A 15,326-nucleotide genomic window follows, 5' to 3' on the forward strand; every position below is an offset into this window, starting at 1 on the left:
ACCTCAGTGGGTCGCGACGCAAGTGCGAAATGTGACAGTCAGAAGCGGGGCAAATCGGGGTGTTGCAGGCGCCCGCCGCGCACCAGCATCTTTCCGTACTCGGCACAACGTTGCAGCGTGGGAATCACTTTCCCGGGGTTGAGTAGCTCTTTCGTATCAAAAGCCCGTTTCACCCCGAACATCTGGGCGTTCTCCTCGGGAGAGAACTGCACGCACATGCTGTTGAGCTTCTCCACGCCCACCCCGTGCTCGCCCGTGACCGTGCCGCCCATGGCCACGCTGGCTTCCAGGATGTCGGCGCCAAACAGTTCGCAGCGTCGCAGCTGGTCGGGGTCGTTGGCGTCGAACAGGATCAGCGGGTGCAGGTTGCCGTCACCGGCGTGGAACACGTTGGCACAACGCAGGCCGTATTTCTGCTCCATCTCGGCGATCGCAAACAGGATGTCGGCCAGGCGCTTGCGCGGGATGGTCGAGTCCATGCACATGTAGTCGGGGCTGATGCGCCCGCTGGCGGGAAACGCGTTCTTGCGCCCGCTCCAGAACCGCAGGCGCTCCGCCTCGTCCTGGCTGACCGCGATGGCGGTGGCGCCGCAGCGCCGCAGCACGGCGCTCATGCGGCCAATTTCTTCCTCCACTTCTTCGGGCGTGCCGTCGCTCTCGCACAGCAGGATGGCGGCGGCGTTGAGGTCATAGCCGGCGTGCACGAAATCTTCCACCGCGGCGGTCATGGGCTTGTCCATCATCTCCAGCCCGGCCGGGATGATGCCGGCGGCAATCACCGCGGCCACGGCGTCGCCCGCCTTCTGGATGTCGTCGAAGCTGGCCATGATGCAGCGCGCCAGCAAGGGCTTGGGCACCAGCTTCACCGTGACTTCGGTGGTGACGGCCAGCATGCCTTCGCTGCCGATGATGAGCGAGAGCAGGTCGAGCCCGGGGGTGTCCAGCGCCTCACCGCCGAAGGTGACGGGCGCGCCCTCGATGGTGAAACCGCGCACCTGCAGCACGTTGTGCACCGTCAGGCCGTATTTCAGGCAGTGCACGCCGCCCGAGTTTTCGGCCACGTTGCCGCCGATGGTGCAGGCGATCTGGCTGCTCGGGTCGGGTGCGTAGTACAGGCCGTGGGGTGCGGCGGCTTCGCTGATGGCGAGGTTGCGCACCCCGCCCTGGACCACGGCCGTGCGCGAGCGCGGGTCGATGGACAGGATCTTGTTGAACTTGGCCAGCGAGAGTGTCACCCCCATGGCATGGGGCATGGCGCCGCCGGAGAGACCGGTGCCCGCGCCCCGCGCCACCACCGGCACGCCCAGCGCGTGGCAGGCTTTGAGCACGGCGGCCACCTGGGCCTCGGTCTCGGGCAGGGCCACCACCAGCGGCCGCTGGCGGTAGGCGGTCAGGCCGTCGCATTCGTAGGGCACGGTGTCTTCGGCCTGCCAGAGCAGGGCGTGCCCCGGCAGCAACCCCTGCAAGACGCGCACCACTTCGGCCTGGCGGGCGGCGCGCTCGGCGCGGGTGACTTCGGCGGAGGCGATGGGGGCGTTCATGGCGAATCAGTTTAGGCCAATCGGGCCCGGGCGTATTGAAGAAACTTGCAGCACTCCGTGAGGGGTTTTGACGCCAGGCCCGGTTGGGGGCTCTTGAAAACCACGCCGGCGATCCCTATTCTTTGGACAAGGGGTTGCGTGGTCGCCGCCCCGTCAACAGCCCCCTCATCCAGGAGTGAATGCCATGAACCATCTGATTGCCCGTTCCGGTCTGTTCGACGACTTTTTCAAGGACGTTGCGCCCGGTTTTTATGTCCGTCCGCTGCACGGCGACTCGTTGCCATCGCCCTCCCAGATCAAGATCGACGTGAAAGAGACGCCGACGGCCTACACCGTGGTGGCCGAGGTGCCGGGCGTGGCCAAAGAGGACATCCACGTCACCGTGGAAGGCGGTGTGGTGACCCTGCGCGCCGAGATCAAGCAGGAAGACAGCCAGAACCAGGACGAGAAGGTGCTGCGCACCGAGCGCTACTACGGCGCCGTGGCCCGCAGCTTCCAGCTGGCGGCCGACATCGACAACGAGCGCGCCAAAGCGAAGTACGACAACGGTGTGCTGACGCTGACGCTGCCTAAAAAGGTGGCTGTCGCTGGCCAACGACTGAACATTGAGTGATCAGCTCAGCGACTTCTTGAGCCACTCGGCGAACGCCGCGCACTCCCAGCGGTCCATGGTGCCCGTCCGCCAGCACAGGTAGTGCGCGTGCGGGCTGGGCACGTGGCGTTCGTACAGCGGCACCAGCGTGCCGTGCTCCAGCCAGGGCGCGGCCAGCTTGAGCCGCACCAGCGCCACGCCCATGCCGGCGGCGGCGCCATCGCACATGAGGCCGATGTCGTTGAACTGCGAGCCGTCCACCGGCTCGGGCCAGTCCAGGTCGTGCGCGGCGAACCAGGTGCGCCAGGGCTCCAGCGGGCTGCGCAGCAGGGGCACGCCTTCGAGGTCTTCTGGTGTGTCGAACGGGCCGTGTTCGCGCGCGAACGCCGGCGAGGCCAGCGGTGTGACGTCGTCCTTCATCAGGCAGACGTGCTCCACGTCGGCGTAGCGGCCGGTGCCAAAGCGGATCATCAGGTCGGCGTCCTCGGCCACCACGTCGAGCAGCGGGATGCTGACCTGCAGTGTCAGGTCGATCTCCGGGTAGGCCTCGCTGAACTGTTTCAGGCGCGGCAGCAGGATGGAGCGCGCGAACGTGGGCGTGACCGCCAGGCGCAGCTTGCGCCGCCCGGGCGTGACCGCGTTGCTGGGGAACTTCTGCAGGATCGCCAGGCCCTCGCGCACATGCGCCAGGTACTCGCTGCCTTCGGTCGTCAGTGAAAAATCGGCCCGGCCAAACAGCTTGGTCCCGAGGATCTGCTCCAGCTGCTTGATGCGGTGGCTGACCGCGCTGGGCGTGACACACAGCTCCTCGCTGGTCTGCGTGACGCTGCGCAGGCGCGCCAGCGCTTCGAAGGTCAGCAGGCACTGAATCGGCGGAATTCGAATCGTCACGTCAAACCCTCAGGTGCAGCGAGCGAAGTGATCTGGCCCAGGCACGACGCGCACGGCCGCCCCGAAGCGGGCTGCATCGGGGAGCGTCCTCATTTAAAGACCACGGTCTTGTGCCCGTTCAGCAGCACGCGGTGTTCGCTGTGCCACTTCACCGCCCGCGCCAGCACCTGGCTTTCGGTGTCCCGGCCCCGCGCGGTGAGGTCTTCCACGTCGTCGGTGTGGTCCACGCGGGCCACGTCCTGCTCGATGATCGGGCCTTCGTCCAGGTCGGCCGTCACGTAGTGCGCGGTCGCGCCGATCAGCTTCACGCCGCGGTCGTGCGCCTGGTAGTAGGGCTTGGCGCCTTTGAAGCTGGGCAGGAAGCTGTGGTGGATGTTGATCGCCTTGCCCGAGAGTTCTCGGCACAGGTCGTTGCTCAGGATCTGCATGTAGCGCGCCAGCACCACGAGTTCGGCGCCTTCGCTGCGGATCACCTCCAGCTGCCTGGCCTCGGCCTGGGCCTTGGTCGCGCCGGTCACCGGGATGTGGTGGAAGGGCACGTTGTAGCCCGCGGCGAGCTGGTAGAACTCGCGGTGGTTGCTCACGATGGCTCGGATGTCCAGCCGCAGCAGGCCGCTCTTCCAGCGGAACATCAGGTCGTTCAGGCAGTGGCCTTCCTTGCTGACGAAGATCACGGTCTTCATCGGCTCGGCCAGCGGGTGCAGGCTCCACCGCATCGCGAAGGGTTCGGCGAACAGTTTCAGGTGCAGGCGCAGGTCGTCCTGCGTGAGCTGGCCGCAGGTGAACTGCACCCGCATGAAAAACAGGCCGGTGCCGTGGTCGTTGTACTGGGCGGCTTCTTCGATGTTGCCGCCGCGCTCCAGCAAAAAGCCGGAGACGGCGTGCACGATGCCGGGACGGTCCTGGCAGGAGAGGGTGAGGACGTAGGTGTGGTTCATGGCGGTGCCGATTGTCGCAGGCCCGTCGGCGGTGGGTCTGCCCGGCGTTGGGGCAGTGGCGCCACCGACCCGGGTGCGTGGTGCCAGAATCTGGCGATCCCCATTTGCCGGAGACGCCCCCATGGCTTTCAACGAATTCCGCATGGACAACCAGTGGTTGCCCTTCACCCCCAACCGCAGCTTCCAGCAGGACCCACGCATCTTCGTCGCCGCCGACGGCATGCACTTCACCACGCACGACGGCAAGCAGGTCATCGACGGCATCTCCAGCCTGTGGTGCGTGGGGGCCGGCCACAACCGCCAGCCCATCAACGAAGCCATCAAGAAGCAGCTCGACACGCTCGACTACGCCACCGCCTTCAGCGTCAGCAACGACAAGGCCTTCCGCGCCGCCGAGATGATCGCGGCCATGGCGCCGGGCGACCTGAACAAGGTGCTGTTCTGCAACTCCGGCAGTGAAGCGGCCGACACCTCGCTCAAGGTGGCGCTGGCCTACCACCGCGCGCGGGGCGAGGGCCACCGCAACCTCTTCATCGGCCGCGAGCGCGGCTACCACGGCGTCAACTTCGGCGGCATGAGCGTGGGCGGCATCCCGGCCAATCGCAAGATGTACGGGTCGGCCCTGCTGCCGCGCGTGGACCACCTGCGCTTCATCCACGACCCGGTGAACCACGCCTACATCCACAACCAGGAACCGGTGTGGAACGAAGACCTGCTGCTGGAGCTGGAAAACCGCATCCTGCCGCTGCACGACGCCAGCAACGTGGCGGCGGTGATCGTCGAGCCCGTGGCCGGCAGCGCGGGCTGGTACATCCCGCCGCAGGGCTACCTGAAACGGCTCCGGGAGATCTGCGACAAGCACGGCATCCTGCTGATCTTCGACGAGGTCATCACCGGCTTCGGTCGCCTGGGCACGCCGTTCGCTTCCGACTACTACGGCGTGCAGCCCGACATGCTGAACTTCGCCAAGGCCATCACCAACGGCGTGATCCCGCTCGGCGGCGTGGTCTGCACCGACCGCATCTACGACGCGATGATGGGTGCGCACGGCAGCGCCCCGCAGCATGCGATCGAGTTCTTCCACGGCTACACCTACTCGGGCCACCCGGTGGCCTGCGCGGCGGCCATCGCCACGCTGGACCTGTTCCGCGAAGAGAAGCTGTTTGAGCGCGCGGGCCAGATGGCGCCGGTGCTGGGCGACGCCATGCACAGCGCCCTGAAGGGCCTGCCCAACGTGATCAGCATCCGCAGCCTGGGGCTGGCGGCCGCGGTGGAGCTGTCGTCCATCCCCGGCCTGCCGGGCAAGCGCGCGTTCGACATCTTCATGGACTGCTACAAGCACGGCGTTCTGGTGCGCAACGCGGGCGAGAACCTGGTGTTTGCGCCGCCGTATATTGTGGAAAAGTCGCACATCGATACCATGGTCGACGTGCTGGCCGACGCGATCAAGCGCCACGCCTGAAGCCGTTCTTTCACCACCCAAGGGAGCCCCGCATGGCCATCATGGATTTCCTGAACCGCCAGTTCATCGACGTCATCGAGTGGGTGGACGATTCGCGCGACACCCTGTCGTACCGCTTCCCCGACGACGACAAGCAGATCAAGAACGAGGCCCAGCTCATCGTGCGCGAGAGCCAGATCGCGCAGTTCGTCTACGTGGGGCAGTTTGCCGACACGCTGGGCCCTGGCAAACACACGCTCAAGACCGAGAACATCCCGATCCTGGGCGACCTGCTGGGCTGGAAGTACAAGTTCCAGACGCCGTTCAAGGCCGATGTCTATTACGTCATCACCCGCGTTTTCACCGGCAACAAGTGGGGCACCTCCAACCCGGTGATGCTGCGCGACGCGGACTTCGGCGTGGTGCGCGTGCGCGCCTTCGGCACCTACGATTTCAAGATCGTGGACGCGGTCAAGTTCCTGAAGGAAGTGGCGGGCACCGACCACCATTTCCGGCTCGACGAGTTCAACGACGTGATGCGCTCGCGCATCGTCAGCGTGTTCAGCGAAACCCTGGCCAAGGCCCAGGTGCCGGCGCTCGACGTGGCCACTCGCTACAGCGAGCTGGGTGACGCCCTGTTGGCACCGCTCAACGAGGCCATGCGTGAGAAGTACGGCTTGGAGATGACGTCCTTCGTGGTTGAAAACGTGTCGGTGCCGCCCGAGCTGGAGCAGGCCATCGACAAGCGCGGCGCCATGACGGCCATCGGCAACCTCAACGACTACGTCAAATACAACATGGGCAACGCCCTGGCCGAAGGCAAGGCCGGCACGGCGGGCATCGGCGCCGAACTGGCGGCCGGTCTGGCCATGGGGCAGTCGATGATGCAGGGCGGCATGGGCGGGGCACCGGCGGCTTCTCAGCCCGGCATGGTGCCCCAGGCACCGGTGGCCACCACCGCGCCCGCTGCGCCGCCCATCGCGCTGATGACGCCCGAGCAGGTCGCCGAAGCGCTGGGCGTGAGCCCGGCCGATGTGCTGCAGGAGCTGGAGGCCGGCAACCTCAAGGGCCGCAAGATCGGCAGCCAGTGGCGCGTACCGCAAGCCTCGCTCGACGAATTCCTGAAGGGCTGAGGCGCGCCGACCCATGCAACTGAGCGAAGTCTCCGCCCAGCAGAAGCTGGCGTGCCCGGCCTGCGGGGGCGAGGCGCAGTGGCACCCGACGAAGAAGGCGCTGATCTGCGCCTATTGCGGCACCGAGTCGCCCTACGAGGTGAAAGACAGCGGCGAGATCGTCGAGCACGATCTGGTGGCCGCGCTGCAAGCCATTCCCCAGAGCGCGCGTGGCTGGCAAGACCAGAAGCGCGCGGTCAAGTGCCAGCACTGCCAGGCCATCAGCGTGTTCTCGGGCGCCCACCAGGCCAAGGCCTGTGATTTCTGCGGCTCGTCGTCGCTGGTGCCGTTTGAAGAAACCGGCGACATCATCCGGCCCGAGAGCCTGTTGCCGTTCGCGGTGGACGCACCGGGCGCGCGCGAGAAGGTGCGCCAGTGGTATGGCTCGCGCTTCTGGGCGCCCAACAACCTCAACCGCAAGGCGCTGACCGACACGCTGAAGGGCGTGTACCTGCCCTACTGGACCTTCGACGCCGAGGTCGGTGCCGGCTACACGGCCGAGGGGGGTGAGCGTTACAAGAACCACAAGGGCGAGACCCAGATCCGCTGGTTCCCGGTGTCGGGGCATGTGCAGAACTTCTTCGACGACACGCTGGTGTGTGGGTCCAAGGGGGTGCACCCGCACCTGGTGCAGGCGGTGGAGCCCTTTCCGACCACCTCCGAGGCACTCAAGCCCTACGACCCGGGCTACCTGAGCGGCTGGACGGTGGAGCGCTACCAGCTCGACCTGGTGGCCGCGGCCGAGCGCGGGCGCGCACGCATGGTGGATGCCATCCGCCAACTGTGCGCGCGCGACATCCGCGCCGACACCCACCGCAACCTGCGGGTGGACCCGACGTTTCAGCGCCAGACCTTCAAGCACGTGCTGCTCCCCATCTGGCTGGTGGGCTACCGGTACGGCACCAGGGACTACCAGGTGGTGGTCAACGGCTCCACCGGCCAGGTGGCGGGCGAATACCCCAAGAGCTGGGTGAAGATCACGCTGGCCATCATCGCCGCGCTGATCGTGCTCTTCATCGTGATGTCACTCGAAGGCCACTGAACGGCTGTTGGTGACTCGGTGACGGCGGGGCGCTTCAGCGCCCCGTCTGCTTTTTCAGTTCGGCGCAATGGTCCTGGGCCGGGCGGGGCGGCGTGAGCCACAGGCGGTCGGTCGTGACCCCGGTGCCTGGTTCACCGCGCGCCACCTCGACCCGGGCCACCGACAGCACCACGCGGTGCGGCTGGCCCGGGTCGAGGTGGCGCGGCACCCCGAGATCGCGCTGCACGTGGGCGTTGCCGGCGATCAGCAGCACGGTCTGGCCGGGCCGCAGGGCCGCGGTGGCGGTCTGCGCCATGGCCCGGTCACGCGCGAGCTGGATGCGTGTCATGGGCGCGATCTGCGCCTCGGGCAACACACCGCAGTGGCCGTCGCGGATGGCCTCTCGCTGGCGTTGCAGCGTGTCGGTCGGCACGCTCGCGTCGAGCGCGGCGTCGGCCATGGCCGGGCGCATCTGCGCACGCGGCAGGTTGCCGCCGAGCACCGGCACCCCCGCGCGGACCCCGGCCATCACCACCGGGCCGTACACGGCCCAGGCCCAGGCGCCGCTGTTGGTGGCCTCGCGCCAGTCCAGCGCGTCGCGCACCCGGTCTTCGCTGGCCTCGGGCGGCAAGCCGGTGGTCTGCCGCCCTTGCTCGACCATCTCCATTACCACCGCCGCGAGCTGGCCCTGTTGCGCCAGTTGCCGCACGGTTGCGCGCTGCAGCGCCTGGTGTTCGGGTGCGTCGTGCTGCTCGCCCAGCAACAACAAGGGCGTGGGCAGCAGACCCTGCAGGTCGGGCGCTGGTGGCGGCGCCGTGGCGCAACCCGCCAACAGCGCGACCGCACCCACCATGACAGCGCATCGACAGTTCATGCCCGGATACTAAGCGGCTCGCCTCTTCCGCCGCACCCGCCTGTGAATGCCCTGACACCACCACCGCCACGCCCCTGGGGCCTGCCCCTGCCGCTGCGCGTGGCGCTCACCCTGCTGCTGGCCTGGGCCGCGGCACGCCTGTGCGTCTGGTGGCACACGCCCATCCCCTGGATGATCGGCCCGCTGGTGGCGACCGCCCTGGTGTCGGTCATCGGTGCGCCCACCGCCAGCTGGAATCCATTGCGCAACAGCGGTCAGTGGGTGATCGGCGCCGCCCTGGGCCTGTATTTCACGCCCGCGGTCGGCGCGCTGGTGGTGGGGCTGTGGTGGGCGATCGCGCTGGGCATCGCCTGGGCGCTGGCGCTGGGCCTGGGGTTCGGTGCCTGGCTGCGGCGCGTGCACGCCCCGCAGCTGGACCACCTGAGCCCGGCCGAGCTGCGCAGCACCACCTACTTCGCGGGGGCGATCGGTGGCGCCTCGGAGATGACGCTGATCGCCGAGCGGCACGGCGCGCGCACCGACCTGGTGGCGGCGGCGCACAGCCTGCGGGTGTTGCTGGTGACGCTCACCATCCCTTTCGGCATGCAGGCCTGGGGCGTGGTGGGCATCGACCTGGCGCCCCCCGGGGCGCGCGAGGTCCTGCCCGTCGGGCTCGCGCTGCTGACGGCCCTGACGCTGCTGGGCATCCTGGTGATGCGCCGGCTCGGGCGGGCCAACCCCTGGTTCATGGGGGCCCTGCTGGTCACCATGGGGCTGACGCTGTCGGGGGTCACGCTCTCGGCGATTCCCCCGGGGCTCAGCGCGGCGGCGCAGCTGGTGATCGGCGTCAGTCTGGGCGTGCGTTTCACGCCGGCGTTCGTGCACACGGCGCCGCGCTGGCTGGCCTCGGTCGCGTTCGCCAGCGTGTTCATGATGGCCGTGTGCGCGGGCTTTGCCTGGCTGCTGTCCTTGGCGTCGGGCCTGCACCCGGCCACGCTGATCCTCGGCACCTCGCCCGGCGGCATCGCCGAGATGGCGATCACCGCCAAGGTGTTGCAGCTCGGGGTGCCCATGGTGACCGCGTTCCAGGTCTGTCGCCTGGTGGCCGTGCTGGTGCTGGCCGAGCCGGTGTACCGGGCGTGGGTGTTGCCCCGCGTCAGTGGCGGAAGCGACCTTCGCGGGTGACGATGGCGAGATCGACCCAGTCCAGTCCCGGGTGGGACTGGTCGCTGTAGCGCAGCGTGAGCCCCTCGATCGGGATCGTCGCGTTGTTCAGGCCGGCCACGAAACTGCCGCGGGTGGGCTGGCGGCCGGCGCGCTGCAGGGCGTCCACCAGCGCACGGCCGGTCAGGTAGCCCTCCAGACTGCCATAGGAAAAGTCCTGCCCGGGCTTGTGGGTGCTGAACGCGTCCTGGTAGGCGCGGGTGATGGCCGTCTTGCGTTCCCAGGGGCTGGGCACCACCTGCGAGAAGATCATGCCGTGCGCCTTCTCGCCCAGGTGGCGGGCGAGCTGGGTCGACCCCGAGTTCACGCCGAAGAACGCCGTGTTGAGCCCCTTGGCGCGCGCCTGGCGGATGAAGCGCTCGTAGACGCCGATGCCGCCGTGGTTGAACACCACCTGGGCGCCGCTGGCGGCCAGTTGCGACACCAGGGCATCGATGCCGGCGTCGTTCACGTCCGAGGCAAAGGGCAGATCGGCGACCAGTTCCATGCCCGCGGCCTGTGCCAGCGCTTTCACGTTGGCCAGGTGCAGCAGGCCGGTCTCGGAGCTGGCCCGCAGAAAGCCCACGCGCTGCATGCCCAGGCTCCGGGCGTGGGCCAGCAGGCGCCGGAACTCATCCTTGTGTTCGGCGCGCACCGGAAACACCAGGGGCTGGTGCGGGGTGCGCAAGGTGGGCGAGCCGGCCATGGGGCCGAAGAACGGCACGCCGAGTTCGGTCGTGGCCTTCATCACCGCCGTGGACGGGCCGCCCTCCAGCGAGCCGAACACCAGGAACACCTTGTGTTCGCCGATCAGCTGGCGCGCATTGGCCTCGGCCTTGGCGGGCTGGTTGTCGTCGTCCAGGACCTTGAGCACCACCTGCCGGCCCGACACACCACCCTTGCGGTTGACCTCGGCCAGGGCCGTCTCCACCCCCGCCAACACCGCCACGCCATAGTCGTTCTTGCCGCCCTGCAGGGTGATCGTCTGGCCGATCAGCAGCTGGCGGGCGCTCACACCGTCCTCGGCGTGCACCAGACCAGTCCACCCCAGAAGCGCGGCCATCAGGGTGCGGGAGATCCATGCGTGGTTCATGTGTGTGGTCGTTGGTGGGGTTGTCTCAGACTCCCACACCGGCCTCGCCCTGTCTGTGATCTGGGTCACATCCACCGCTCGGGCCATGGCCTGACCCATGAAAAAGCCCGGCGAAACCGGGCTGTGGGAGCGAAGGGAAGCTGTCAAGGATGCCATGGAACCGGCTTTGCCGGGCCACAGGCATCGCCCCCTGGGGGTGACGCGCCCTCAGGCGCGGCGCGGGGGGAGCCCCGTCAATGTCAATGCATGACCACCGGCATCTGCGCCAGCGAGGCATAACCCTCAAGCGTGTCTTCGACCTCCTCCTGCGAGGGGGTGTTCTGCTGCCAGGCGGTGATCTGGATCTGGAACATCTCGGCCCAGGAGCCGTCGAGGTAGACCTCCTTGCCCGAGCGTTTGTCCACGATCTCAAAACCGTGGCGCGGGATCTGGGGCCCGGCCAGGCGTTCGGCCTCGTCGTCTTCCGGCGCGTTGGCCAGGATGTGGACGACGGCAAAGGCATCCGAGTCGTAAAGCATGTGCATGACTGAAATTCCTTCCTGTTGGGAAACCGTTGTGCCTGATGTCACTTATATCGGCAAATGGCTGGCGGGCTACAGCCCTCCTTGGTCATTTAGATGGTCCCACCGGGAGAAGATTCAAGATGCGTGTGTTTTTAAGCACAGTTCCGGGTTTCAACGGCCGCTTTGCTTCAGTGGACCGTTGGCAGGACCGGCAGCTCATCCAGCTTCATGTCCACAAAGTCACCGTTCTGTTCGGTGATGCGCAGCCGCACGGGCAGGTGCGACAGGCTGGGTGCCAGCCAGATCTCGACCTTGCGATCGAATTCCCGCCGCGGGCTGCGGGTGAGCTTGCGCGCCACCACCTCCCCGGCGGGCAGGGTCTCGGCCCCTTGGGGGCCGACCTGGAACAGCCACACCTCGGCCATGTCGATGCTGCTGACCGGCAGGCGCAGCGTTTGCCCTTCGGCGTAGGCGTCCGGGCGGGCATTGAACAGGCCGGCGAGCTGGAAGTTGACCGACAGCCGGTCCTGCATGCCCGGCAGCAGCACGGCGTCGGGCGCGTTGTTGCTGTAGCGGACCTTGGCGCTGGCGCGTTCGAAGTGCGCGGCCCGTTCACTGCGGCTGCGGTCGGTGAAACGGTCCGGGGCAAGGCCCTTGTCGTTGAGGCCGCCCATGCTGGTCTGGCCGCGGCTGCCCAGGAACAGCGCCTTGACCGTCATGCTGGCTTCGTACTGGGAGCCGTTGTTGGTCCAGTCCAGGCGGCCGGTGGCGGTGTAGTTGAAGCCCTTGGCCAGGCCCTTCACGTCGTATTTGAGCTGCGCGCTGGGCGGCGCCACGGCAGGCGCCAGGCGGGCGTCGGACACCCCGACCCCCGCGCCCCGCACCGTGCCCGCAGCGACCTGTGCGCCGGCGGGCAGGTCCGACACCGGGGGTTGCGGCGCGACCGCCGGCTCCGGCACCGGTTCCGGCGGGGGCACCATGGCCACCTCGGTGGGTGGCTCCTCGATCACCGGCTCGACGGTCACGATCTCGGGCACAGGCTCGATCGGTGCGTCAACCACCGGCTCGACCTGCTCGGGTTCCGGTTCGGGCTCGGGTTCGGGCGGTGGCGCCTTCTGGACGACCTTGGGAGGCGGCTCGGGCTCTGGCACGGGTTCGGGTTCCGGTGCTTTGGGCATGATCCAGCGCACCCGGCTGGTGCGAACCGGTTCGGGCAGGGCCTGCGGGAGATCTGCGGTGGCCGTGGCGGGCGGTGTGGGTTGGCCGGGCGTGGGGGCGGTGCCCGCCAGTTCCGTGTCCGGTGCCGCAAAGAAGTCCAGCGAGAAGCCCGACAGGCCGCCGCTCAGCAGGCTCAGGTGCGCCAGCAGCACGCCGGCGCCCAGCCCGAGCAGCACGCTGCCACGGGGAGCCGCTTCGCCTGGATGGACGGTCGGTCGGTGCACGGTGGGCGCGTTCATGTTCAGGCAGGCTGGCGGTGGCCGAGGTCGGCACTGAGTTGTTGCGCACAGCGCCGCAACGCGCTGGCCGGTGTACCGGCCCAGTCGGTGTCGAGCGTGGCCACCGAACCGAGCACCACGAGGCCGAGCGCGAGGCGCCCCTGGGCATCGAAGACCGGGGCACAGAAACCGCCCACGCCCGGCAGCAGGCTGTGCACCACGCGCCCCAGGCCCTGGGCGCGGGTCTCTTCCAGAATGGCCTGCACGTCCTGCAGCGTCTGTGGCACGTCCACCAGCGGCAGGCCGCTGCGGGGCATCTTCTTCACGCGCGCCAGTTCCTCGCGGATCATCGGCGCGATGCGCTGGGCGTCGCGGCCCTCCTGCCCCATGAACGCGGCAAAGCAGCGCCCCGTGGCGGAGGTGAGCAAAGGCATCACGTCGCCCAGCCGCAGCGTGACCGGCACGGTCTGCGGCGCTTCGCTCCAGTGGACCATGGTCGGGCCCTGGTTGCCCCAGACGGCGATGGCCAGCGTGTGGCCGGTTTCGGCCAGCAGGCCGTCGATGCGTTCGCGCGCCAGTTTCACCGCGTCCAGCCGGCTCAGGCTGGCCAGGCCGAGCCGCAGCGCGGCGGGGCCCAGGTCGTAACGCGTGCTCACCGGGTCCTGCATCACCAGGCCCATGCGCTGGAAACTCACGAGGTAGCGGTGCGCCTTGGCCGCGCTCATGCCGGCGGCGGCGGCCAGGTCGCGCAGCATCAGCGCGCCGGGGGCCTGCGACAGGGCGTTGAGCAGCTCGAAGCCGACCTCGACCGACTGGATGCCCGCGCGCAGGTGGTCGGTGTCGTTGACCGGGGGTTCGCGGCGGGCGGGTGACTTCGGCGTGGCGGGGGATTTCGCTGCAGGCATGGGTGGTGAGGCGGCGGTCGGTGCCTTGGCGTGCCCGGACCGGGTGTTTTTCAGGCCGGTGTGCACGTTTTTCGGCGCATTGATCTAGAATCCAGGTTTTACGTATAGGTTAATCAATTTCACTATTCGTAATCACGAAACAACGCCATGCGGCAGCAGGAGACTGAATGAAACTCGCCACTTACAAAGACGGATCACGCGACGGACAACTGGTGGTGGTCTCGCGCGACCTTTCGACCGCCCATTATGCGACGGGCATCGCCACCAAGCTGCAGCAGGTGCTGGACGACTGGAACTTCCTCAGCCCCCAGTTGCACGACCTGTATGTCACGCTGAATCAGGGCAAGGCGCGCCATGCATTTCCCTTCGATCCGGCCATGTGCATGGCACCGCTGCCGCGGGCTTACCAGTGGGCCGACGGCTCGGCCTACCTGAACCACGTCGAGCTGGTGCGCGCGGCGCGCCACAGCGAGGTGCCGGCCACCTTCTACAGCGACCCGCTGATGTACCAGGGCGGCAGCGACGACTTCATCGGCCCGCGCGACGACGTGGTGGTGCCGAGTGAAGACTTCGGCATCGACTTCGAGGCCGAGATCGCCGTGGTCACGGGCGACGTGCCCATGGGCTGCACCCCCGAGCAGGCACTCGACGGCATCCGCTTGGTGATGCTGGTCAACGACGTGTCGCTGCGCAACCTGATCCCCAACGAGCTGGCCAAGGGCTTCGGCTTCTTCCAGAGCAAACCGGCCACAGCCTTCAGCCCGGTCGCCGTCACGCCCGACGAGCTGGGCGACGCCTGGCAGGGCGGGCGCCTGCACCTCACGCTGCAGTCGACCTGGAACGGCCGCAAGGTCGGCATGTGCGACGCCGGCCCCGAAATGACCTTTCATTTCGGCCAGCTCATCGCCCACATCGGCAAGACGCGAAACGTCCGCGCCGGCTCCATCGTGGGCAGCGGCACGGTGAGCAACAAGGGCATCGAGGTGGATGGCAAGAAGGACTGGCCCAAGGGCTACAGCTGCATCGCCGAAAAGCGCTGCATCGAGACCATTCTGGATGGCAAGCCGACGACCGAATTCATGAAGTTCGGCGACACCATCCGCATCGAGATGAAGGGCAAGGACGGCCAGAGCATCTTCGGCGCCATCGACCAGAAGATCGCGTCGCTGGACTGATCCCCACGGCAGTCAACCGTTGTCCAGGGCCCTTCGGGGCCCTGTGTCATGGAGGCGCCGCCGGTTCAGCTGGCGAACATCGCGTCCAGCGTGGCAAATCCCTTCACCTCGATCGGGTTGCCGAAGGGATCGCAGAAGAACATCGTCCATTGCTCGCCCGGCTGCCCTTCGAAGCGGCATTGCGGCGGCAGCACGAAGTCCACGCCCGCGGCCTGCAGGCGCGCTGCCAGCGCCTGCCACTCGGGCAAGCGCATCACGAGACCGAAATGAGGCATTGGCACCAGGTGCTCGCCCACCCGGCCGGTGCGCGTGGTCTTGAACGGCTCCCCCAGGTGCAGCGAGATCTGGTGGCTGAAGAAGTCGAAGTCCACCCAGGTGTCGGTGCTGCGGCCCTCGGTGCAACCCAGCACGCCGCCGTAGAAGCGGCGCGCCTCGTCAAGATCGGTGACGTGGAACGCGAAGTGAAACAGGCTGCGCGCGGGCAGGGTGGTGGGCTGGATGGACATCGCCGCAGAATAACAAAAGCCCACCGGCGCGTGCCGGTGGGCTTTTGCATTTGTGT

General features: G+C 67.8%; 15 protein-coding genes. 6 read left to right on the forward strand and 9 right to left on the reverse strand.

The genetic code is table 11. The annotated features are described in order from the left end of the window. Nucleotides 1–38: 38 nt before the first annotated feature. Nucleotides 39–1,541, reverse strand: a complete 1,503-nt coding sequence (locus IM738_RS23530) for an FAD-linked oxidase C-terminal domain-containing protein (RefSeq protein WP_236963438.1) — start codon at nucleotides 1,539–1,541, stop codon at nucleotides 39–41. 184 nt (nucleotides 1,542–1,725) lie between these two features. Here IM738_RS23530 and IM738_RS23535 point away from each other — a divergent pair, with 184 nt between their 5' ends. After that, on the forward strand, nucleotides 1,726–2,154 hold the full coding sequence (locus IM738_RS23535) for an Hsp20/alpha crystallin family protein (RefSeq protein WP_236963439.1): 429 nt from the start codon (nucleotides 1,726–1,728) through the stop codon (nucleotides 2,152–2,154). On the opposite strand, the gene IM738_RS23540 is transcribed toward IM738_RS23535, so the two are convergent. Beyond that, nucleotides 2,155–3,024 (reverse strand): LysR substrate-binding domain-containing protein, encoded by an 870-nt coding sequence (locus tag IM738_RS23540; protein WP_236963440.1) that lies wholly within the window; start codon nucleotides 3,022–3,024, stop codon nucleotides 2,155–2,157. It abuts the gene before it with no gap. Nucleotides 3,025–3,113: 89 nt separating this feature from the next. Further along, a complete protein-coding gene (gene purU / locus IM738_RS23545; RefSeq protein ID WP_236963441.1) occupies nucleotides 3,114–3,962 on the reverse strand; it encodes a formyltetrahydrofolate deformylase in 849 nt (282 codons plus the stop codon). Nucleotides 3,963–4,083: 121 nt separating this feature from the next. Here purU and IM738_RS23550 point away from each other — a divergent pair, with 121 nt between their 5' ends. The 3 genes from IM738_RS23550 to IM738_RS23560 are packed head-to-tail and all read left to right on the forward strand — an operon-like array spanning nucleotide 4,084 to nucleotide 7,617. Beyond that, nucleotides 4,084–5,424, forward strand: a complete 1,341-nt coding sequence (locus tag IM738_RS23550) for an aspartate aminotransferase family protein (RefSeq protein ID WP_236963442.1) — start codon at nucleotides 4,084–4,086, stop codon at nucleotides 5,422–5,424. 32 nt (nucleotides 5,425–5,456) lie between these two features. Beyond that, nucleotides 5,457–6,536 carry an SPFH and helix-turn-helix domain-containing protein gene (locus IM738_RS23555; RefSeq protein ID WP_236963443.1) on the forward strand — a complete coding sequence of 360 codons (1,080 nt, stop codon included), beginning with the start codon at nucleotides 5,457–5,459 and terminating at the stop codon, nucleotides 6,534–6,536. A 13-nt stretch (nucleotides 6,537–6,549) separates the two neighbouring features. After that, entirely contained in the window at nucleotides 6,550–7,617 is a 1,068-nt protein-coding gene (locus IM738_RS23560; RefSeq protein WP_236963444.1) for a zinc ribbon domain-containing protein, read from the forward strand. A 34-nt stretch (nucleotides 7,618–7,651) separates the two neighbouring features. On the opposite strand, the gene IM738_RS23565 is transcribed toward IM738_RS23560, so the two are convergent. Further along, a complete protein-coding gene (locus IM738_RS23565) occupies nucleotides 7,652–8,470 on the reverse strand; it encodes a ChaN family lipoprotein (RefSeq protein WP_236963445.1) in 819 nt (272 codons plus the stop codon). A gap of 42 nt (nucleotides 8,471–8,512) precedes the next feature. Here IM738_RS23565 and IM738_RS23570 point away from each other — a divergent pair, with 42 nt between their 5' ends. Continuing rightward, nucleotides 8,513–9,634 carry an AbrB family transcriptional regulator gene (locus IM738_RS23570; protein WP_442908463.1) on the forward strand — a complete coding sequence of 374 codons (1,122 nt, stop codon included), beginning with the start codon at nucleotides 8,513–8,515 and terminating at the stop codon, nucleotides 9,632–9,634. Here IM738_RS23570 and IM738_RS23575 read toward each other — a convergent pair. The 4 genes from IM738_RS23575 to IM738_RS23590 form a co-directional block, all read right to left on the reverse strand. Further along, entirely contained in the window at nucleotides 9,606–10,745 is a 1,140-nt protein-coding gene (locus IM738_RS23575; protein ID WP_236963446.1) for an ABC transporter substrate-binding protein, read from the reverse strand. The genes IM738_RS23570 and IM738_RS23575 overlap by 29 nt on opposite strands. A gap of 239 nt (nucleotides 10,746–10,984) precedes the next feature. Then, nucleotides 10,985–11,269: a BTH_I0359 family protein gene (locus IM738_RS23580; protein ID WP_236963447.1), complete on the reverse strand. Its 285-nt coding sequence runs from the start codon at nucleotides 11,267–11,269 to the stop codon at nucleotides 10,985–10,987. 167 nt (nucleotides 11,270–11,436) lie between these two features. Further along, a complete protein-coding gene (locus IM738_RS23585; protein ID WP_236963448.1) occupies nucleotides 11,437–12,705 on the reverse strand; it encodes a DUF3108 domain-containing protein in 1,269 nt (422 codons plus the stop codon). A 2-nt stretch (nucleotides 12,706–12,707) separates the two neighbouring features. Continuing rightward, entirely contained in the window at nucleotides 12,708–13,589 is an 882-nt protein-coding gene (locus IM738_RS23590) for an IclR family transcriptional regulator (protein WP_236963449.1), read from the reverse strand. A gap of 167 nt (nucleotides 13,590–13,756) precedes the next feature. On the opposite strand from IM738_RS23590, the gene IM738_RS23595 reads away from it, so the two are divergent. Continuing rightward, nucleotides 13,757–14,764: a fumarylacetoacetate hydrolase family protein gene (locus IM738_RS23595; RefSeq protein ID WP_236963450.1), complete on the forward strand. Its 1,008-nt coding sequence runs from the start codon at nucleotides 13,757–13,759 to the stop codon at nucleotides 14,762–14,764. Between the two features lie 65 nt (nucleotides 14,765–14,829). On the opposite strand, the gene IM738_RS23600 is transcribed toward IM738_RS23595, so the two are convergent. Continuing rightward, nucleotides 14,830–15,270, reverse strand: a complete 441-nt coding sequence (locus IM738_RS23600) for a VOC family protein (protein WP_236963451.1) — start codon at nucleotides 15,268–15,270, stop codon at nucleotides 14,830–14,832. Between the last annotated feature and the right edge of the window lie 56 nt (nucleotides 15,271–15,326).

The organism is Hydrogenophaga sp. SL48, from assembly GCF_021729865.1.
In the GTDB taxonomy this organism is placed as follows: domain Bacteria; phylum Pseudomonadota; class Gammaproteobacteria; order Burkholderiales; family Burkholderiaceae_C; genus Hydrogenophaga.